Source organism: Paludibacterium denitrificans, from assembly GCF_009707705.1.
In the GTDB taxonomy this organism is placed as follows: Bacteria; Pseudomonadota; Gammaproteobacteria; order Burkholderiales; family Chromobacteriaceae; genus Paludibacterium_A; species Paludibacterium_A denitrificans.
Genome location: NZ_WLYX01000001.1, coordinates 437,879 through 455,066 on the forward strand (window position 1 = coordinate 437,879; position 17,188 = coordinate 455,066).

A 17,188-nucleotide genomic window follows, 5' to 3' on the forward strand; every position below is an offset into this window, starting at 1 on the left:
GATTATTCTATTGTCTGGCTCGCCAAGGCCCGTATAATTGAATACATCTGCATGTATCCAAGATTGACTGACAGCACCACACAACCATGACAACCCTGCAGCCGATCAAGCGCCAGACGCTCACCAGTGCCGTTACCGAATCCCTCCGTTCCCGCATTTTGTCCGGGGAGTTTGTCGACGGCCAGCAATTGCGTCAGGAAGCGCTTTCCAACGAATATGGCGTCAGCCGTGTGCCCGTCCGCGAGGCTTTGCGCCAACTGGAGGCTGAAGGCCTCATCCAGATCATCGATCACAAGGGAGCGCTGGTTTCCAAGCTGTCGCTCGAAGACGTACTGGAGCTACTGGATATCCGCGCCATGCTGGAAAGCTCGGTGCTGAAAGCCTCCATCCCCTGCCAGACGGCGGCCGATCATGAACTGGCCACCCAGACGCTCAAGCAATTTGAAGTGGCGCTCAATACCAACGATGTGCGCCATTGGGGTGAACTGAACTCGCGGTTTCATCTGGCGCTCTACCGCGCCGCCAAACGCCCCAATACGCTGGCATTGATTGAACAGCTGCATAACAAGACCGACCGCTACACGCGCATGCAGATTCTGTTCACTCACACCATGGAACGGGCGCACGAAGAACACACGCGACTGCTGGAGCTGTGCAAAGCCGGTGCCGCCGATGAGGCCGCCGAGTTCATCCGCTTCCACATTCTGTCCGCTTACCATGCGCTGGAAAGCTATTTGCTGCAACAGCAGCAGGAGCAACCGGCCCGTTAAGCGCACCCTTGCCGCTGTTGCCCCGCTCCGTTTCGGCCAACCCTCATCAGGTTGGCCGAAAGTTTGTCTGGACAACGCTTTCGCCGTTTACCTGCTTTGTCACCTGCTGACGCAGACAGTCCGCCAGATAGCACGTGGCAGGCCCGGCTCCGGCCGGGTTGGCGCTGATCAAATACAACGACGCCTTGCGCACCGGCCACTTACCAGCGGCAACGGTTTGAGCCGCCCGCTTTCCAGCTGCTCGCGCACCCGGTGGTAAGGCAACCAGCCAAAGGCCAGACCTTGTTCCACTGTGGCAATCGCCGTTTCGCTGCTGGATACCGTCCAGCGTGGCGACGGGCCAAGCCAGCCTTCATCACGCGGCTGGCGCTGGCCGGAATCGCGCACCACCACTTGGGTATGGTCATGCAAGGCACGCTCATCCAGCGGCGCTTAGCAGATGCAGCAAGGCGTGCGTGGGCGCGGCACAGGCGACGAAATCGGCATCCAGCAGCCAATCACCCAGAAACCCTTGCGGCACACGTCCGGCCACAGCCAAATCCACGGTACCGGCGTGCAGGGCATCATCCGCCCCGGACATCACCACTTCGTGCATTTGCAGGCGCACCGCCGGGCAGTGTGCGGCAAATTGCGCCAAGGTTAAGCAGCAATAATTCCGTTGGAAACAGGCTATCCACCGCCAGCCGCACCTCTGCTTCCCAGCCCTGCGTTAGCAGTCTGGCCTTGTCTTCCAGCCGCTGCATCGCCGCGATCAGCCCACCGGCCTCGCGCAGCAGTACTTGGCCAGCTTCGGTTAGCACCATGCGCCTTGTGGTTGCAACAGGGCAACGCCCAGTTGTTCTTGCAAGCGGCTGACGGCATAGCTCACCGACGACTGGCTGCGATGCAGCGCCTGTGCGGCCTGGGCAAAGCCGCCGTGCTCGACGATGGCTTGCAACACCAGCCATTGCTCGGTGGTGGTTTTGGGGAGACTCATAACGTATCGAATAGTTAGATATTTATGTGCTAATTTTTGCGCTTTTATATCTGCTTTTCAACGTCAATAATGCTTTTAACGCGCCGAATCTGGTATTCGGCCAACCTTTGACGTGGAGCCTCACATGAAAACCCCGTTTCTCAGCCGCCGGTGGAACATCTGGTGAATGGCATGGAAGTGTCGGATGGCGCTAGCGTGCGCCTGCTGCGCGTGTTGACGCAAAACCTGCAACGCCGCCTCGACCCGTTTTTGATGCTGGACGAGTTCCGTTCGGACAATCCGGATGATTACATCGCCTAACTTTCCCGACCATCCGCACCGTGGCTTCGAAACCGTGACCTACATGCTGGATGGCCGCATGCGCCACCGCGACAGCACCGGAAACGAGGGGCTGCTCGGGCCGGGCGGCGTGCAGTGGATGACCGCCGGGCGCGGCATCGTGCATTCGGAGATTCCGGAGCAACAAGATGGTCTGATGCACGGCTTCCAGTTGTGGGTCAACCTGCCCGCCAGCCACAAGATGGTCAGCCCGTGGTACCGCGACATTCCGGCCAGCGAGATCCCAACACTAACCAGCGCCAATGGCCAGCACGTCAAGGTCATCGCCGGACGCTTTGGCGACACCGTAGGCGCCATTGAGCGTGACCACACCGCGCCGCTGTATCTGGATGTGCACCTGGATGCCGTTAGCGGCAGCGAGACGCTACCTATCCCGCCCGCGCACAACGCCTTTCTCTATGTCTATGAGGGCACGTTGCAAGTTTAGGCGACAGCCCCGCACAGACGGTGCAGGCGCGCCAGATGGCGATCTTGAGCCAAACGCCGCAAGCGGCCGGGATAAGCGTGCACAGCCGCGATGGCGCACGATTCTTGCTGGTGGCGGGGCAACCGCTGAACGAGCCAATCGCCCAATGGGGGCCGTTCGTGATGAACAGCCGCGAGGAACTGGAAACCGCCTTTGACGATTTCCGCAGCGGCCGTTTCTAACCCTTTCAAGGAGCAGCTGACATGAGCCTGTTACAGCGTTTTTCCGGTCGCGAGAGCGACATCGGCTTTCCGGTGCGGCGCCTGTTGCCGAATCACGCGGTGCGCCATGTCGGGCCGTTTATCTTTCTCGATCACATGGGGCTTAAGCACACTTTGTTGCCCACGGCACGGCGGGCGATGTCCAGCCACACCCGCATATTGGTCTGGCCACCGTGACCTACCTGTTTAGCGGTGCCTTGCTGCACCGCGACAGCCTTGGCTCGGTACAGCGCATCGAACCGGGAGCGGTCAACCTGATGACCGCCGGGCGCGGCATCGTGCATTCGGAGCGCATTCCGCAGGATATCCGCAAGGGTGGACTGGCGGTGGAAGGCATCCAGATGTGGCTGGCGTTGCCGACCGCGCTGGAAGAATGCGAGAGCTTTCCTGCATGCCGGAGCGGAAACGCTGCCGCAACGGCAACAGGACGGTGTGACGCTGCGGCTGCTGATGGGCGATGACTGGGGCCTGCACTCGCCAGTGCCATTTGTCAGCCCGATTATTTATGCAGCCGCCGAGCTGAAACATGGCGCCACCCTCGGGTTTTCGGCCAACTATACCGAGCGCGCGGTGTATGTCGCCAGCGGTACAGTTGAGATTGAGGGCGAGCCATTACACGCCGGAGAACTGGGCGTGCTATCAGCCGGGAGTGAGGTCAAACTGCTGGCAGAGGACGCCAGCCGCATCATGCTGTTGGGCGGCGAGCCGCCGGACGGGCCACGTTATCTCGACTGGAATTTTGTCTCCAGCCGACGCGAGCGGCTGGCGCAGGCGCGCGACGACTGGCAGCACGGCCGTTTTGCCGCCGTGCCGGGCGAGACGGAATTCATCCCGCTGCCCTAGCGCGCGGATCAACGCTGCATGTCGGCGCGGTAGGCGTATACCACGCGGCCGTGCTCGAGCTTGCCGATCACCGGCACATGCAGTTTGATGGCTTCATGGTCGCCATGGTCAAAAGGCCGGTTGTAAGTGGTAATCACCCCTTCCACCGGCGTTTTCAGGTTTTCCAGCGCCCGGACAATGGCGCGGCCGTCGAGCGAATGGGCCGGCGGATGGCCTGTGCCAACACCAGCATAGCGTCGTAGCCTTGCGCCGCCGACACCGGTGAGGGAATGCGCCGTGAGTGGAAATTGCTCTGGTAAGCGGCCAGAAACGCCTGCTTAAGCGCGGGGTGTTGCCTTCCTGAATAAAGGTTTGCACCATGCGTGCGCCGTCGCCGTTGGGCCCGGCATTATCGATGAAATTGGACATCGACAGCGTCCAGCTGCCGATCAGCGGCACGCGCCAATCCAGCCGGTTCAGCGTGTTGGCCAGTTCGGCCAACTCTGGGCCAATGGCGTAGGTCAGAATCGCCTGCGTCCCGGCGCGGCGCGCCTGCCCAAGCTGGCTGGCCATGTCGCGTTCCAGCAAATTGAAGCGCCCGACAAACGTGGGCCGCAAGCCATAGCGCGCCAGCGATTTTTGTAACTCCAGTACGCCCTGATAGCCATAGTTGGTATTGTCGGCAAAGATCGCTAGCTTGCGATAACCAGCACGCTCCACCGCTTCCTTGACGATCAGCGGCGCTTGCAGATCATCCGCCGCCGCAAAGCGGAAAATATAGTTGTAGCCGTGCGGCGCGTTCTGGAACTGGCGCGTGAGAATGGCCGCAGTGGCCACCGCCGTCATCACCGGCACTTGGGCATCCTGATAGGTTTTCTGCGCCGCCAGCGCCACGCCGGTGTTCACCAACCCCACCGCCGCTACCACGCGTTCCTTGTTGACCAGCTCCTGCGCCACCCTGACGCCGCGCGCCACGCCGCCGTCATCGCGCTCCACCAGCTGCACCGGCCGACCCAGCAAACCACCGGTGCGATTGATTTCTGCCGTGGCAAGGCGAATGCCGTTGCGCATGCTCAGCCCCATCGGCGATGAGCCGCCACTATACGCGCCGGGCACGCCGATACGGATCGGCGCCAACGGCGCCGCCATGGCCGAACCACACACGCACAACAGACCGACGATCTTGAGCAAGGTCATCACCACAACACCGGAGCAAGAGTTGAAGCCAGATTACCGTCTGCCCGCCCATCACTCAAGCCGCGCACTACCCTGCGGCCACGGAGTAACCCTAGCTGCCAGCGGCGGCGCCATGTCGTACACTGCAAGCCTTGTGACCGTTAGCCACGCCAAGTTGGCCGAAAACCCGATCCCATGCGCACACCCCGCTTTTACGATATTCGCCGCTTTGGCAAGTGGTATCGCCTGTTTCCCAACACCACCATCGTGCTGTTTTTCCTCACGATGGCCGTCATGTTGTGGACGCTGGATGCGCGCGAAGCAGAGCAGCTGAAAACCAGTCTGGCACGCGATGCGCTGTGGGCCGAACAAACGCTGCAATTGCGGCTGGAAGACAACCTCAACCAGCTCACCGATCTGGCGCGCGGCGTGGGCAACGGCGAGCTGGACGAGGCCGGTTTCCAGAGTCAGGCGTCGCAGCTACTGGTGAATACGCCGGAAATGCTGGCCATCATCAAAACCGACAACCGTGGCGTACTGCGCTGGACCGCGCCGTTTGAAGATGGTCCCCTCTCGCCCGGCAGCCAGCTGGTAACCGGCGCCACCTTCCGTCAGGTGCAGGATAGCGGGCGCTTTGCCTACAGCGCGCCGTACCGGCTGGCCAATGGCGAATGGCGCTTCGAATTGCATGTCCCGATTTACCAGAACGGCCAGTTTGCTTAGCACCGTCGCCGGCATCTTCAATGCCGGTAATTTTGTGCATCGCCTGCCGCCCGCCCTGGTTTACCGAGAAATATCAGCTGCAACTGCTCACCAGCGATGGCCGCGAACTGGCGCGCAGCGGACAAAGCCGCTGGCGCAGCGACATCCGGGAAAAAATGGAACTGCCCGGCAGTGGCTTGAGCATTGAAGCCCGTCCGCTGCGCGGGGCGGTCAGCCAGGCCCGTCTGCTGCAGTTGGGCCTGATCGGCGGCATGGCGTTACTGACGCTATTGAGCCTGATCAGCCTCAACCGCCACATCCGGCGCCGCATCGAGGCGGAACAAGAACGCGACCACGTGTACCGGCTCTCGCAAGAAATGCTCGGCGTATTGCGCCGCGACACCACCATTTTGCAGGCCAACCCGGCGTTTGAAGCCGACTTGGGCTACCGCCCGGAGGAACTGGTCGGCACCTCGTTCCTCAACTACCTGCCCGCCGAGCAGCGCGAAAAAGCGCGGGACGTGTTCGAGCAACTGTTTGCCAGCGACACCGCCGATCGCTACGTCGAAACCCGCATCATCACCCGGCAAGGCGAAACGCGCTGGATCGTCTGGGCCTTGAGCCCGCTGGTAACCAGCAATGTGGTTTATATCTCCGGGCGCGACATCACCGCCGAGAAGTTGGCCGAACAGGCGTTGCGACAGGAATCGGCCTTCCGCAAGGCCATGGAAGATTCGCTGATGGTGGGTATCCGCGCCATCGATCTGGAAGGCCGCATTACGTACGTCAACCCGTCCTTCTGCACCATCACCGGCTACCGCGAAGACGAACTGTTGGGATTGACTCCGCCCTACCCGTACTGGGGGCCGGGGCGACAAGGCGAAAACAGTCGGCAGGATCTGGCTGACACACTGTCTGGCCAGGGCGCCAGCAGAAGGCTTCCACTCCATCCTGCAGCGCAAAAACGGCGAAGAATTCGATGCCCACATTCTGGTTTCACCACTCATCGATGCCCGTGGCCGCCACACCGGCTGGATGGCGGTGCTCACCGACATCACCGAACCGCTGGAAGCGCAGCGACGCATGGAAGCCTCGCACGAACGCTTTGTGACCGTGATCGAAGGGCTGGATGCCGCCGTGGCCGTGGTCGAGCCACAAACGCTGGAAGTGCTGTTCTGCAACCACGTCTACCGCCAGTGGTTCGACCCGATGCAGGACAGCGAACTGGGCACCACCGGCTATTGCGACCTGCGTCTGGCGCGGCTGATGCACGAAAAAGCCGAGCGCGAAACCGAAGCGTGGATCGACCCGCCGGGCCGCTGGCTGTCCATCCGGCGGCGCAGCATCCGCTGGGTCAACGGCCGCACCGCCTACATGGCCATCCTCACCGACATCACGCAGCAGCATGATGCCGAAGAGCGCTATCAACAGCAGATGCAGCAGCTGCAATCCACCTCACGGCTGGTCACCATGGGGGAAATGGCCTCGACCTTGGCGCATGAGCTGAACCAGCCGCTCTCGGCCATTGCCAACTATCAGGCTAAGCTGCATTGAGCGTCTGCGCCGGGCAAGGCCACCCCGGAAACCCTGCTGCCGGTGATGGAAAAAATCACGGCGCAGGCCGAACGCGCCTAACAATATCGTGCGCCGGATCCGCGAGTTCGTGAAACAGAGCGAGCCCAATCGCAAAGCCTGCGCCCTGCCGGACATTGTCGAAGCCGCGCTGTCGATTGCCGAAATCGAATCGCGCTTAAGCAAAGTACCACGCTCAACCTGCATATTCCGGTCGATCTGCCGCCGGTATTCGTCGATCCCATCCTGATTGAACAAGTGCTGCTCAATCTGGTGAAAAACGGGATCGAAGCGATGCAGGATGTCGCCACCAATCAGCGCGCCCTCGACATCAGCGCCCGCCTGTTGACCGCGCGGCGGGTGGAAGTCGCCATCGCCGACCACGGCTACGGCGTCCCGCCGGACCTGAAAGAGCGGCTGTTCGATGCCTTCTTCACCACCAAGAAAGAAGGCATGGGCATGGGTCTGAACATTTGCCGCACCATCATCGAATTCCATGAAGGCCAACTCTGGGTGGAAGACAACGCCGGAGGTGGTAGTATTTTCCGATTCACCTTACCCGTCGCTGAAACATGAAACATCCGCAATCACCCCTGATCCACATCGTCGACGACGACGAAGCATTTCGTGACTCGCTGGTGTGGCTGCTGGAAAGCCATGACTACCGGGTGGTTTGCCACGACAGCGCCGAATCCCTACTGGCCGCCTTCGTCCCGCGCGGCGTGGGCTGCCTGATCGTCGATATCCGCATGCCCGGCATGAGCGGGCTGGAGCTATACGAAGAACTGATCGCGCGCGACAACCCGTGGCCAGTGATCTTCATTACCGGCCACGGTGATGTGCCGATGGCGGTGCAGGCCGTCAAACGCGGTGCCCATGATTTTCTGGAAAAACCCTTCAACCAACAGGCGCTGCTGGATGCGGTGGAGAGTGCTCTGGCCATCAGCCGCTCGCGTCAGGCACACGATGCGGTGTTGGGCCAGTTCGAAGAGCGCCCGCCTCGCTGACCACGCGCGAACGCGAGGTGCTGGACAAGGTGGTGGATGGCAAGATGAACAAGGTGATTGCCGATGATCTGGGCATCAGCATCAAAACGGTGGAAGCACACCGCGGCAAGATGATGGACAAGATGGGGGCGCGTTCCATTGCTGATCTGGTGCAGGCCATCATGTCCTACCGTCAGCAAAAAGGCTGAGCGTTTGCTACAAGAAAAAGCCCGGCGCAAGGCCGGGCAAACGTCTGCTAGTAGTACACAAACACACAAGGGATCTTATTCGAACTGCATGTGCGCACGCTTCACGTTACACAGCACTTCGTAAGCAATCGTTCCGGCCTCGGCGGCCACTTCATTGACGTGGACGGTATCGCCCCACAGCTCCACTTCACTGCCCAGCCCCGCGCTCGGCAGATCAGTCAGATCGACCGTCATCATGTCCATGGCAACACGGCCAATCACCTGTGTACGTTGACCATTGACCGCCACCGGGCTGCCGGTCGAAGCCAGCCGCGGATAACCATCGGCGTAGCCACAGGCAATCAGGCCAACGCGCGTCGGGCGCTGAGTAACAAAAGTGCCACCATAGCCAATCGCCTCACCCGCGGCCAACTCACGCACGCCAAATACCCGCGTGGTCAGGCGCATCACCGGCAAGAAGCCATCGCCCTGAGAGTAACCTTGCGGTAGCGGCGAAGCACCATACAGGATAATGCCGGGCCGTCCCCACTGCCGGTGCGTACGCTCATGGCACAAGATGGCTGCCGAATTGGCAATGCTTTCATCGCCCTCCAAACCGCGGCAGGCGGCATCGAAGGTTTCAACCTGAGCCTGCGTGCACGGCAAGGCGGGTTCGTCGGCACGGGCAAAATGGGTCATCTTGACGATGCGCGCCACGTTGCTGGTAGCCATCAGGCGCTGGTACGCTGCCGCGTAGTCGTGCGGGAAGAAACCGGCACGATGCATGCCGGAATCCAGCTTCAGCCACACGGTATAAGGTTTGGCCGGACGAGCCGCTGCAATCATGGCCAACTGCGCATCGTTCTGCACCACAAACCAGATATCGTGCCGTTCGACTTCGGCCAACTCTGCCGGTTCGAACAGGCCTTCCAGCAAGACAATGGGCTGGCTGATGCCAGCAGCGCGCAACTCCAGCGCTTCCTCCGGGCAGGCCACGGCATAGCCGTCGGCGACATCGGCCACCGCCCTGGGCACAGCGCACGGCGTTGTGTCCATAGGCATTGGCTTTGACCACGGCCAGAGCACGACCGCCATGTTGCTGGCGCGCCAGCAGGTAGTTCTGACGGAAACGCTCCAGACGAATGGTTGCAATCAGTGGTCGCATTGCCGCCTCACGCTCCGGCGTGGGCAGAACCACCCACGGCAGATACAGACGGCTGGCTACCACGCGCATAGCGCTGAATCGACAATCCGTCGGTGCTGATTTCCGGTTTCACGCCGGTAACCAAATCGGCCATCACCTTGCCGGAGCCTGCGCTCATGGTCCAACCCAGCGTACCGTGACCGGTATTGAGCGACAGGTTGGCAAAACGGGTGGCACCAATAATCGGCGTACCATCCGGCGTCATCGGGCGCAAGCCGGTCCAGAACGTAGCAGCTGGGATATCGCCACCATCCGGATACAGATCGCCCACCACCATCTCCAGCGTGGCGCGACGAGCCGGTTTCAGTTCCAGATTGTAGCCAGCCAATTCCGCCATACCGCCCACACGGATGCGGTTGTCAAAACGGGTGATGGCTACCTTGTAGGTTTCATCCAGCACGGTGGACACCGGTGCGGCCGCCGGGTTGGTGATCGGCACCGTCAACGAGTAGCCCTTGACCGGATACACCGGAATATCAATGGCCAACGACTTGAGCAGATCACGCGAATAACTACCCAGCGCCACCACGTAATGATCTGCGGTATGCAGTTCATTGCCGACGCGGATACCGGTAATGCGCTGGCCATCGTTTTCAATGGCAGTAATGTGCTGGCCAAACAGGAACTGCACCCCTTTCAGGCGAGCCTGTTCCGCCAGATGGGTAGTAAACAGATTGCAATCGCCGGTTTCGTCGTTAGGCAATTGCAGGCCGCCGGTCAGCTTGTGTTTGACCTTGGCCAAAGCCGGTTCAATACGTGCACAACCATCCGGATCAACCGCATTGAACGGCACGCCGCACTCTTTCAATACGGCGATGTCTTTCTCCATCGCATCCAGCTGTGCTTGCGAGCGGAACAGCTGCAGCGTGCCGCCTTGACGACCTTCGTAGCCCGTGCCGGTTTCGGCACGCAACTCCTTGATCTTGTCACGGCTGTATTCGGCCGGGCGCATCATGCGGCTCTTGTTGAGAGCGTAAGCCGACTCGTTGCAGTTGGCCAACATCATGGCCATCCACTTCAGCTGATAAAGGCTGCCGTCCGAGGCTGATCGCCAGTGGTGCATGTTTCTGGAACATCCACTTGATGGCTTTCAGGGGAATACCCGGCGCGGCCCACGGGGCGGAATATCCCGGAGAAATCTGCCCGGCGTTGCCAAAACTGGTTTCCAGTGCCACGCCATCCTGACGTTCCAGCACCGTTACCTCGCACCCTGCCTTAGCCAGATACCGGGCAGTCGACACGCCCACTACACCGCCACCCGTGACAATAACCTTCATTTCCGCTCTCCGTTATAGACACACGCACTGTGTTTAGTGATTTTGTGTAGTATATTTAGTTAAAAGCAGTTTTATTCACCAAATATTTTTAATTACATAATTAATATCCTTGTTTTTTATACTAAAAATAGTGAAAACATGAAAAGCATAAAAACCCCGTCCAAACAGCTGGACAAGATCGATCTCAAAATCCTGCGACTGCTGCAAAAAAACGGCCGCATCGCCATGACCGAGTTGGCCGAAAAAGTGGGCCTGTCCACCACGCCATGCACCGAGCGCGTCCGTCGGCTGGAACGCGATGGCATCATCGAAGGCTATTACGCACGGCTCAACCCGCACGCCATGGGTAACTCGCTATTGGTCTTTGTGGAAATCAAGCTGGCGGCCAAGTCAGGCAACATCTTCGATGCCTTCCGCCGGGAAATTCAGAATATTCCGGAGATACTGGAGTGCCATTTGGTGTCGGGCGAATACGACTATCTGATCAAGGCACGCCTGCCCGACATGTCGCTGTACCGCAAACTGCTGGGCGACATCCTGCTGCAACTGCCATCGGCCAATGAATCGCGCAGCTATGTTGTCATGGAAGAAGTGAAGGAAACCCTGATGCTGCCGTTACCGGAACAGAGCACGCGCGCGCCATGAATGACATAATCATTACCGAGTTGCACCAAAATAAATCATTGCACCAACAAAACACCAGTTAAGTGCATGAAAGGCACCAAAGCGCGGCATTAACAGGCAAAAAATTACCCACCGCACCCAAATGTGGCGCCACAACCCCGCAAAAAGCCTCACAACAGTGCCGCAACACCATAAATGGCACCAAAATTGCTTAACCGTGCCCAACCACATCGCACGGGAAGCACCATGTCAAATCACATCACTTCATCTGACGTCCTGTTTCTGCTACTGGGCGCCATTATGATTCTGGCCATGCACGCTTACTTCGCCTTTCTGGAGCTGGGCACGGTTCGCAAAAAGAACCAGGTCAATGCGCTGGTCAAGATCCTTACCGACTTTGCCGTTTCCGCCATCGCCTACTTCTTTGTTGGCTACACCGTGGCCTATGGCGTCAACTTTTTTGGCAATGCCAGCGAACTGAGCCAGCTCAATGGCTATCAGCTGGTGAAATTTTTCTTCCTGCTGACCTTTGCGGCCGCCATCCCGGCCATCGTCTCAGGGGGCATTGCCGAGCGCGCCAAGTTCCATCCGCAATCAGCCGCCACCTTCCTGCTGGTTGGTTTGGTGTATCCGTTCTTTGAAGGCATCGCCCGGAATAACCACTACGGCATTCAGGACGCGTTGACCCATGCGTTCGGCCAACCTTTCCATGACTTTGCTTACCAGTGGTCGTTCACGCAGTGGGAGGCTGGATCGGCCTGGCGGCCGTACTCAATCTCGGCGCACGCCGTGGCCGCTATAGCAAGGAAGGCCGCGTCTCTGCGCATCCGCCGTCCTCCATTCCCTTCCGGCGTTGGGCGCCCGGATTCTGATCGTTGGCTGGTTCGGCTTTAACGTGATGAGCGCACAAAAGCTGGAAGGCATTTCCGGGCTGGTCGCCGTCAACTCGCTGATGGCCATGGTCGGCGGCACGCTGACCGCCATGTGGCTCGGCAAGGATGACCCGGGCTTTATTCACAACGGCCCGCTTGCAGGTTTGGTGGCGGTCTGCGCTTACTCCGACATCATGCACCCCGTCGGCGCACTGGTCGTTGGCGCGGTAGCAGGCATGCTGTTTGTCTGGCTGTTTACCCTGACGCAAAACCGCTGGAAGATTGATGACGTACTGGGCGTCTGGCCACTGCATGGCCTGTGTGGCACCTGGGGGGGATCGCCATGCCGGCATTTTCGGCCAACATGCTTTGGGCGGCACCGGCGCGGTGAGCCTGATCTCGCAAATCATCGGCACGCTCGGTGGTATCAGCGTTGGCTTTATTGGTGGTTATCTGGTTTATGGTCTGCTGCGCCGCACCGTTGGCATCCGGCTTGATGAAGAAGACGAATACAACGGCGCCGACCGGCCATCCACAAGATCACGGCCACGCCGGATCGCGAAAGCAACTGGTAACACGCCAAATGTGGCGCTTCACTCGCGCCAGTTTCACCACAAAGAGGCTCTGCAGAGCCTCTTTTCATATCCAGCGGCCATCACCATCGCTCAGCCAGCCATGGCCTTATTGTGACTTTATTAACGTCGGCGCAAGGTCTTATACTTGGACGCTTCATTCATCCGTCACACCATCACCGCCATGAGTCTTGCATCCGTTCGCGCCTTTTTTGCCGCCCGCCAACTGAATCTCCCCATCATTGAACTCGAAGTCAGCACCGCCACCGTCGCCTTGGCGGCACAAGCTCATGGCGTGGAAGAAGGTCGTATCGCCAAGACACTGGCGTTTCGCCTCAATGATGGCCGCGACATCCTGCTGGTCGCACGCGGCGACGCCCGAATCGACAATCGCAAGTTCAAGACGGCATTCGGCAAAGGCAAAATGCTGCCTAGCGCTGAAGTCGAAGCCATTACTGGCCATCCTGTCGGCGGTGTTTGCCCGTTCGGCCGGCCACACCTCTGCCGGTTTACCTTGATGTGTCACTGCGCGCATTTGACGAAGTGCTGCCTGCTTCCGAGCGCCGTACACAGCGCGGTACGACTTAGCCCTGGCGCAACTGGAAACCCTGACCGCGGGACAATGGGTCGATGCCTGCCAACCAGTCGAAGACACCTTGACCGCCTGAAGACCGTACGACGACTGAACTGGATAGCAAGCTGGCTCATTGCGGCCAGCCAAGGCCCCATGACGCTGATTTTCGGCCAACCTGACCGCGAAAGGTTGGCCGAACTCATTGCCCCGCCGCATACAACGTCTGAGTATCAGACAAAAAAATGGCCCTGGAGACTCAGCTCCGTGCCCGGCTTGATGCACATTATTAAGCCGCAGAATGCAACGGGACAGACTCACTCGCAAACCCGGCGCCACCGGGGTTACAGCTAACAAATAGCAAAGCCTGTGCCAGATTCAGCCACCTTTATGCCAACAGCTCGCTCTATCATCACGGCAGTGGCTAAAATACCTGTAGAAACAACAGTTTCAGACCGTCAACGCTAGGCAAGCACGAAAAAATTCGTCATATTGCCAAATAGAACTCTGGCATCACTGTTACTAACTTTGGCATTTTGTAATGCTGTACGGTAAATTCAGGCCCTATCCATCACACTTTGCACTGAATACAGGCACAAGCGCACGCCATACAGGCGCTTCTGCACAACTCTGTGGCATCACCTCAATGATCGTGACCCATGAACAGCACCAGCCCCTATAATTCCGCCCCGGTCAACGAAGTTCCGGAAGACACACCACGGGCGCCGGAAAACGAAAATACACTGGCGGCCCGGCCATGCCGCTAGGCGAAACTGTGCTGGTTCTGACCGGGCAAGGTGCTCCGGTATACGGCATCCTGCACCGTAGCCGCGCCATGACCGGCCAGTCCGACTTTTTCCGGTTGCAATTTCGTGGCTATGCTCAGGCAGAAGGTCATGAATGGCAACCGTTCACAGGCGATGACGCCCACTTTCACGCCACACAGAACTGCGCGTGGGTCCGGGTGGACCATCCCAGCCGTTCGGTTACCTTCGGCCCGCGTGGCGGCATTACCGCCAGTGAAGCGTTCCATGGCACTGGCCTCGCTACCTACCTGTTTGGTCTGACCATCAGTTGGGTCAAGGGCATCTATCCTGACTACACCGTCAATCCCGGCCTGATCACACTCTCCTCCACCGTGACGGAAGAAGAACGACTCCAGCGCAATGCTTTCTACGCCAGCCGGGGTTTCAATTTGAGTGGCAGGATGCAAACCAACGCAGCGCCCTGTTTTTTCAGGATAAGATCAACAAGCTCTTAGGGGTTTGGGATCGGGAACACATCAGCGAAATCAGTGGCGAGGCGATGCTGCAATCGTTGGCCGAACAGGACACCGCACGGGCACAGCTGGAAGAACAACTAGCCCGTCAGGAATCGGCACAAAGCGCCTTGCGCCAAGCCTTACAGAAAGAAAAAAACACCTCCCAGATCATGATGGGAGTCATCATTCTGGCTTATCATGGCCATCTGGGCCGTTGTCTAGCAGAAATGAAAAGAGCCGCCTTTGTCAGCGACAAAGGAAGCTCTCCAAGTGGTAAGCAAACCATCCGCTAGCCGACGCCATCCACATCACCGGCAGGCTTACGCAAAAGAGCTGGACATCGTCAGCGTCATACGCCGAGAGGCAGATGCTCCAGTGACCTGACCAGTTCAATCTCCGCCATACACCAGTCACTGCCCTTCTCCAGCACTTTCCCCAGCGCAATCTGAAAATGCTTGCCTTTGGCCGTCATATAAAACTGCTTGCCCAGCATGTAAACCGACACCGGCATGATCAGGGTATTGATACTTTTCCCTTGCCGATTAAACGGTACAAACAACGCAATATGCCCGCCCTGCCAGACCTGATCCTCCGGTAAAGAAGGATCAATCAACCGGACATCAGTTGGCCGAATCGCTGCCGCCACCGGCCGATGCGACAGCGTCTCGATACCTAAATAGACCCGCTCTTTGGGTAAATGTTTTAGTCGACGGATCATCCCCAGACTCCGTGTCGCCGCCTCACGACTACTCCGGAACCCGATCAGATGGCCAAGCCCAACCCATTCATTCCCGACAGCCCCCAACGAAACCCCAAGCCCTGTCTGGCTGATGTTGGATAACTCCCACTCAGGAAATTTTTCCTGCACAGGAGCAATGATGGCATCAGCAGAAGCCGGGCCAAGAGGCGAGCGATCTCTTTTCCGATTGGTGATAAATCCATAGATACGGATATTGGCAGCATCATCAAACGTCTCTGTCGCCGCCTGTCGATTCTGATGCTGTAACGCAACCTCGTCGGGCTGGCGGATCAATTTATGCAGCACAGGCAAGCGGTGCGTTACCTCGATCTTACGATCCTTGACACTGATCCGCTCGGCCCGCTGGAATAACATCGGTTTCGGTGCCCATTCACGACACAACAGCCGTAGCAGATTGGCGTCAATCCCCGGTTCAATCAGCCGCTTGATTTCGGCAGGCACCCGTCCGCCCTCAAGCACAAGCGCCCAGCCATGCAGAATCTCCACCACTTCCGCCGTACTCCAGAAGCGGGCATCGCCACCAGAGAAACGTGCATCGGCCCGCCCGGCAGGTTTGTCCTCGCTCAAGAGCACCACAAAGCTGGAATTACTGGCAAAAGACGCTGTGATGGACATCCGGTTGGATACCAAAGTCAGCAATTCATAGGCAAAGTTAACCTGCCGCATGGGCAAGTTGCCACTATCCAACAGTGTCAGCATCAACATAATAAGATATTGATCCTGCACTGTTGTCGCCACGCCCTGCTCGCCAAACAAAAAGACCGGCGACGCTTCCATCGCCTGCCGTTCGGCAAACTGATAAAGCTTATGCACCTCCAGCCAGAATCCCTCATCGGGAGAGAAATGCCGCAGCAACTGCCAGCGTGCGTACTCCTGACGATAATGCATCATTCTAGCCGGGATCAACGGCAGCTGACCGGATGCCAACGAACCGTCGAGTCCATCAGACAGAACAGACTGGTAAAACGCAAGAAACTGTCGGCCATAGCTGAGAATCTGCGCACGCAGTTGCCCTTCCAGTATCTTGGGAATGCGAGCATTCATCACATACTGGCCACACAAGGTCTCGTGCAATCCGTGCGACTCCGTGTTTAGGGTAAGAACCGCCTCAACCAAACCTGCAGAAACCGGCACCGAGCCCTCATTCAGCTCGGCCATGATTTCCGTCACCCGATCATGAGCCCCTAGGCCGAACTCCTTCTTCAAGGAGTCAACATAAGCCTTTGCCGACGCTCCGTCAGCCAACGGATCCGACTTGGTTTTTACACTCCGTGAGAAAAAATCCAGCATTTTAGCTTCACTCTCAGATGAAAATCGCCTATGAAGACCACTGCCATGACTACCACGCCATACTACAAGTATTTAAAGTGTAGATGAACAGGAAAGAACATCAGACGCCAATATTAAAGAAAAAGCGTCTGCCTGTAGCAGACGCCTTCTCCGGACTACCAGACCCTTTGGTGGATCTTCAAATGGCCAAATCTTCCAAGGTCTTGCCGCTAGCCAACAACTGTTGCACCCATACCGGCTTCCGGCCACGACCAGTCCGGGTAACATCCGGATCAGCCGGGTTGCGGTACTTGGCTTCTACCGGCTTACGAGTAGATCCGGTTTTACCCAACACTTCTTCCACGCTCAATCCATAGGCACGAGCCAACTCAACAATCTGTTTTTTGGCCTTGGCTTTTTCTTCAGACTCACGACGTTTAATCTCAGCTTCAACATCAGCCTTCAGAGCTACCAGCTCAGTAAAACCCAGTTCAGAAAGATTCATTTTTATATCCCTATTTAATCAACCCAGTTTCTTTTTTAGAATAGCCATACCAATA

27 protein-coding genes and 3 pseudogenes are annotated in these 17,188 nt (G+C 58.3%); 20 read left to right on the forward strand and 10 right to left on the reverse strand.

The genetic code is table 11. The features are described 5' to 3' along the window. Positions 1-86: 86 nt before the first annotated feature. Positions 87-770 carry a GntR family transcriptional regulator gene (locus GKE73_RS03075; protein ID WP_230369049.1) on the forward strand — a complete coding sequence of 228 codons (684 nt, stop codon included), beginning with the start codon at positions 87-89 and terminating at the stop codon, positions 768-770. Between the two features lie 168 nt (positions 771-938). Here GKE73_RS03075 and GKE73_RS03080 read toward each other — a convergent pair whose 3' ends face one another. The 4 genes from GKE73_RS03080 to GKE73_RS03095 are packed head-to-tail and all read right to left on the reverse strand — an operon-like array spanning position 939 to position 1,746. Continuing rightward, positions 939-1,181 (reverse strand): LysR substrate-binding domain-containing protein, encoded by a 243-nt coding sequence (locus GKE73_RS03080; RefSeq protein WP_230369050.1) that lies wholly within the window; start codon positions 1,179-1,181, stop codon positions 939-941. A gap of 7 nt (positions 1,182-1,188) precedes the next feature. Next, the gene (locus tag GKE73_RS03085) at positions 1,189-1,365 is read right to left on the reverse strand and encodes a type 2 periplasmic-binding domain-containing protein (protein WP_376767263.1); all 177 of its coding nucleotides are present in this window, start codon (positions 1,363-1,365) and stop codon (positions 1,189-1,191) included. Beyond that, positions 1,334-1,573, reverse strand: a complete 240-nt coding sequence (locus GKE73_RS03090) for a LysR family transcriptional regulator (protein WP_230369052.1) — start codon at positions 1,571-1,573, stop codon at positions 1,334-1,336. The genes GKE73_RS03085 and GKE73_RS03090 overlap by 32 nt, the downstream gene beginning before the upstream one ends. After that, the gene (locus tag GKE73_RS03095; protein WP_230369053.1) at positions 1,564-1,746 is read right to left on the reverse strand and encodes a helix-turn-helix domain-containing protein; all 183 of its coding nucleotides are present in this window, start codon (positions 1,744-1,746) and stop codon (positions 1,564-1,566) included. The genes GKE73_RS03090 and GKE73_RS03095 overlap by 10 nt, the downstream gene beginning before the upstream one ends. A 150-nt stretch (positions 1,747-1,896) precedes the next feature. On the opposite strand from GKE73_RS03095, the gene GKE73_RS03100 reads away from it, so the two are divergent. Genes GKE73_RS03100 through GKE73_RS03125 form a run of 6 tightly spaced genes read left to right on the forward strand, consistent with a single transcriptional unit; the run spans position 1,897 to position 3,615 of the window. Then, complete coding sequence (locus GKE73_RS03100; protein ID WP_230369054.1) at positions 1,897-2,046, forward strand: cupin domain-containing protein; 150 nt, start codon at positions 1,897-1,899, stop codon at positions 2,044-2,046. Beyond that, entirely contained in the window at positions 2,030-2,512 is a 483-nt protein-coding gene (locus GKE73_RS03105; protein ID WP_230369055.1) for a pirin family protein, read from the forward strand. Before GKE73_RS03100 ends, GKE73_RS03105 begins: the two co-directional genes overlap by 17 nt. Positions 2,513-2,532: 20 nt before the next feature. Next, positions 2,533-2,733, forward strand: coding sequence for a pirin-like C-terminal cupin domain-containing protein (locus GKE73_RS03110; RefSeq protein ID WP_312854349.1), 201 nt, complete (start codon positions 2,533-2,535; stop codon positions 2,731-2,733). 21 nt (positions 2,734-2,754) lie between these two features. Then, on the forward strand, positions 2,755-2,949 hold the full coding sequence (locus tag GKE73_RS03115) for a hypothetical protein (RefSeq protein WP_230369057.1): 195 nt from the start codon (positions 2,755-2,757) through the stop codon (positions 2,947-2,949). Next, entirely contained in the window at positions 2,946-3,233 is a 288-nt protein-coding gene (locus GKE73_RS03120; RefSeq protein ID WP_230369058.1) for a pirin family protein, read from the forward strand. The genes GKE73_RS03115 and GKE73_RS03120 overlap by 4 nt, the downstream gene beginning before the upstream one ends. Beyond that, positions 3,205-3,615, forward strand: coding sequence for a pirin family protein (locus GKE73_RS03125; RefSeq protein ID WP_230369059.1), 411 nt, complete (start codon positions 3,205-3,207; stop codon positions 3,613-3,615). The genes GKE73_RS03120 and GKE73_RS03125 overlap by 29 nt, the downstream gene beginning before the upstream one ends. A gap of 8 nt (positions 3,616-3,623) precedes the next feature. Here GKE73_RS03125 and GKE73_RS22310 read toward each other — a convergent pair whose 3' ends face one another. After that, the gene (locus GKE73_RS22310; protein WP_280954723.1) at positions 3,624-3,752 is read right to left on the reverse strand and encodes a hypothetical protein; all 129 of its coding nucleotides are present in this window, start codon (positions 3,750-3,752) and stop codon (positions 3,624-3,626) included. Continuing rightward, a complete protein-coding gene (locus GKE73_RS03130) occupies positions 3,724-4,791 on the reverse strand; it encodes an ABC transporter substrate-binding protein (protein ID WP_230371386.1) in 1,068 nt (355 codons plus the stop codon). Before GKE73_RS03130 ends, GKE73_RS22310 begins: the two co-directional genes overlap by 29 nt. A 174-nt stretch (positions 4,792-4,965) precedes the next feature. On the opposite strand from GKE73_RS03130, the gene GKE73_RS03135 reads away from it, so the two are divergent. From GKE73_RS03135 to GKE73_RS03165, 7 genes and pseudogenes are all read left to right on the forward strand, one after another. Next, positions 4,966-5,493, forward strand: a complete 528-nt coding sequence (locus GKE73_RS03135; protein ID WP_230369060.1) for a hypothetical protein — start codon at positions 4,966-4,968, stop codon at positions 5,491-5,493. A gap of 356 nt (positions 5,494-5,849) precedes the next feature. After that, a pseudogene (locus GKE73_RS03140) lies at positions 5,850-6,344 on the forward strand (PAS domain-containing protein); the annotation flags it as partial. 79 nt (positions 6,345-6,423) lie between these two features. Further along, positions 6,424-7,026, forward strand: a complete 603-nt coding sequence (locus GKE73_RS26865) for a PAS domain-containing protein (protein WP_512698912.1) — start codon at positions 6,424-6,426, stop codon at positions 7,024-7,026. Positions 7,027-7,135: 109 nt separating this feature from the next. Further along, positions 7,136-7,294 carry a hypothetical protein gene (locus GKE73_RS03150; RefSeq protein WP_230369062.1) on the forward strand — a complete coding sequence of 53 codons (159 nt, stop codon included), beginning with the start codon at positions 7,136-7,138 and terminating at the stop codon, positions 7,292-7,294. Between the two features lie 8 nt (positions 7,295-7,302). Next, positions 7,303-7,620, forward strand: a complete 318-nt coding sequence (locus GKE73_RS03155) for an ATP-binding protein (protein ID WP_230369063.1) — start codon at positions 7,303-7,305, stop codon at positions 7,618-7,620. Beyond that, a complete protein-coding gene (locus tag GKE73_RS03160) occupies positions 7,617-8,051 on the forward strand; it encodes a response regulator transcription factor (RefSeq protein WP_230369064.1) in 435 nt (144 codons plus the stop codon). Before GKE73_RS03155 ends, GKE73_RS03160 begins: the two co-directional genes overlap by 4 nt. 17 nt (positions 8,052-8,068) lie before the next feature. Continuing rightward, the gene (locus tag GKE73_RS03165; RefSeq protein WP_230369065.1) at positions 8,069-8,239 is read left to right on the forward strand and encodes a LuxR C-terminal-related transcriptional regulator; all 171 of its coding nucleotides are present in this window, start codon (positions 8,069-8,071) and stop codon (positions 8,237-8,239) included. Positions 8,240-8,314: 75 nt separating this feature from the next. Here GKE73_RS03165 and alr read toward each other — a convergent pair. After that, positions 8,315-9,383, reverse strand: a pseudogene (gene alr / locus GKE73_RS03170) (alanine racemase). A gap of 7 nt (positions 9,384-9,390) precedes the next feature. Then, positions 9,391-10,699 (reverse strand): annotated as a pseudogene (locus tag GKE73_RS03175) (D-amino acid dehydrogenase). Between the two features lie 138 nt (positions 10,700-10,837). On the opposite strand from GKE73_RS03175, the gene GKE73_RS03180 reads away from it, so the two are divergent. The 6 genes from GKE73_RS03180 (at position 10,838) to GKE73_RS03200 (ending at position 14,892) form a co-directional block, all read left to right on the forward strand. Further along, the gene (locus tag GKE73_RS03180; protein ID WP_230369066.1) at positions 10,838-11,344 is read left to right on the forward strand and encodes an Lrp/AsnC ligand binding domain-containing protein; all 507 of its coding nucleotides are present in this window, start codon (positions 10,838-10,840) and stop codon (positions 11,342-11,344) included. Between the two features lie 225 nt (positions 11,345-11,569). After that, a complete protein-coding gene (locus GKE73_RS26440; protein ID WP_446686322.1) occupies positions 11,570-12,217 on the forward strand; it encodes a hypothetical protein in 648 nt (215 codons plus the stop codon). Positions 12,218-12,221: 4 nt separating this feature from the next. After that, positions 12,222-12,692: a hypothetical protein gene (locus tag GKE73_RS22330; RefSeq protein WP_280954724.1), complete on the forward strand. Its 471-nt coding sequence runs from the start codon at positions 12,222-12,224 to the stop codon at positions 12,690-12,692. A 259-nt stretch (positions 12,693-12,951) separates the two neighbouring features. Then, a complete protein-coding gene (locus GKE73_RS03190) occupies positions 12,952-13,692 on the forward strand; it encodes a YbaK/EbsC family protein (protein ID WP_230371387.1) in 741 nt (246 codons plus the stop codon). A 403-nt stretch (positions 13,693-14,095) separates the two neighbouring features. Next, positions 14,096-14,599, forward strand: a complete 504-nt coding sequence (locus GKE73_RS03195; protein ID WP_230369067.1) for a hypothetical protein — start codon at positions 14,096-14,098, stop codon at positions 14,597-14,599. 44 nt (positions 14,600-14,643) lie between these two features. Continuing rightward, positions 14,644-14,892 carry a hypothetical protein gene (locus GKE73_RS03200; RefSeq protein ID WP_230369068.1) on the forward strand — a complete coding sequence of 83 codons (249 nt, stop codon included), beginning with the start codon at positions 14,644-14,646 and terminating at the stop codon, positions 14,890-14,892. Between the two features lie 56 nt (positions 14,893-14,948). Here GKE73_RS03200 and GKE73_RS03205 read toward each other — a convergent pair whose 3' ends face one another. After that, positions 14,949-16,649, reverse strand: coding sequence for a cyclic-di-GMP receptor FimW-related protein (locus GKE73_RS03205; RefSeq protein WP_230369069.1), 1,701 nt, complete (start codon positions 16,647-16,649; stop codon positions 14,949-14,951). A 178-nt stretch (positions 16,650-16,827) separates the two neighbouring features. Continuing rightward, positions 16,828-17,133, reverse strand: coding sequence for an H-NS histone family protein (locus GKE73_RS03210; protein WP_230369070.1), 306 nt, complete (start codon positions 17,131-17,133; stop codon positions 16,828-16,830). Between the last annotated feature and the right edge of the window lie 55 nt (positions 17,134-17,188).

What these genes read in the sequence shown, in the direction of transcription:
- GKE73_RS26440 (WP_446686322.1), top strand. Translation starts at nt 11,570, where the DNA reads ATGTCAAATCACATCACTTCATCTGACGTCCTGTTTCTGCTACTGGGC.
- GKE73_RS03135 (WP_230369060.1), top strand. Translation starts at nt 4,966, where the DNA reads ATGCGCACACCCCGCTTTTACGATATTCGCCGCTTTGGCAAGTGGTAT.
- GKE73_RS03130 (WP_230371386.1), bottom strand. Translation starts at nt 4,791, where the DNA reads ATGACCTTGCTCAAGATCGTCGGTCTGTTGTGCGTGTGTGGTTCGGCC.
- GKE73_RS03095 (WP_230369053.1), bottom strand. Translation starts at nt 1,746, where the DNA reads ATGAGTCTCCCCAAAACCACCACCGAGCAATGGCTGGTGTTGCAAGCC.
- GKE73_RS03085 (WP_376767263.1), bottom strand. Translation starts at nt 1,365, where the DNA reads ATGCACGAAGTGGTGATGTCCGGGGCGGATGATGCCCTGCACGCCGGT.
- GKE73_RS03075 (WP_230369049.1), top strand. Translation starts at nt 87, where the DNA reads ATGACAACCCTGCAGCCGATCAAGCGCCAGACGCTCACCAGTGCCGTT.
- GKE73_RS03090 (WP_230369052.1), bottom strand. Translation starts at nt 1,573, where the DNA reads ATGGTGCTAACCGAAGCTGGCCAAGTACTGCTGCGCGAGGCCGGTGGG.
- GKE73_RS03105 (WP_230369055.1), top strand. Translation starts at nt 2,030, where the DNA reads ATGATTACATCGCCTAACTTTCCCGACCATCCGCACCGTGGCTTCGAA.
- GKE73_RS03200 (WP_230369068.1), top strand. Translation starts at nt 14,644, where the DNA reads ATGCTGCAATCGTTGGCCGAACAGGACACCGCACGGGCACAGCTGGAA.
- GKE73_RS22330 (WP_280954724.1), top strand. Translation starts at nt 12,222, where the DNA reads ATGAGCGCACAAAAGCTGGAAGGCATTTCCGGGCTGGTCGCCGTCAAC.
- GKE73_RS03190 (WP_230371387.1), top strand. Translation starts at nt 12,952, where the DNA reads ATGAGTCTTGCATCCGTTCGCGCCTTTTTTGCCGCCCGCCAACTGAAT.
- GKE73_RS03160 (WP_230369064.1), top strand. Translation starts at nt 7,617, where the DNA reads ATGAAACATCCGCAATCACCCCTGATCCACATCGTCGACGACGACGAA.
- GKE73_RS03205 (WP_230369069.1), bottom strand. Translation starts at nt 16,649, where the DNA reads ATGCTGGATTTTTTCTCACGGAGTGTAAAAACCAAGTCGGATCCGTTG.
- GKE73_RS03210 (WP_230369070.1), bottom strand. Translation starts at nt 17,133, where the DNA reads ATGAATCTTTCTGAACTGGGTTTTACTGAGCTGGTAGCTCTGAAGGCT.
- GKE73_RS03115 (WP_230369057.1), top strand. Translation starts at nt 2,755, where the DNA reads ATGAGCCTGTTACAGCGTTTTTCCGGTCGCGAGAGCGACATCGGCTTT.
- GKE73_RS03180 (WP_230369066.1), top strand. Translation starts at nt 10,838, where the DNA reads ATGAAAAGCATAAAAACCCCGTCCAAACAGCTGGACAAGATCGATCTC.
- GKE73_RS03195 (WP_230369067.1), top strand. Translation starts at nt 14,096, where the DNA reads ATGCCGCTAGGCGAAACTGTGCTGGTTCTGACCGGGCAAGGTGCTCCG.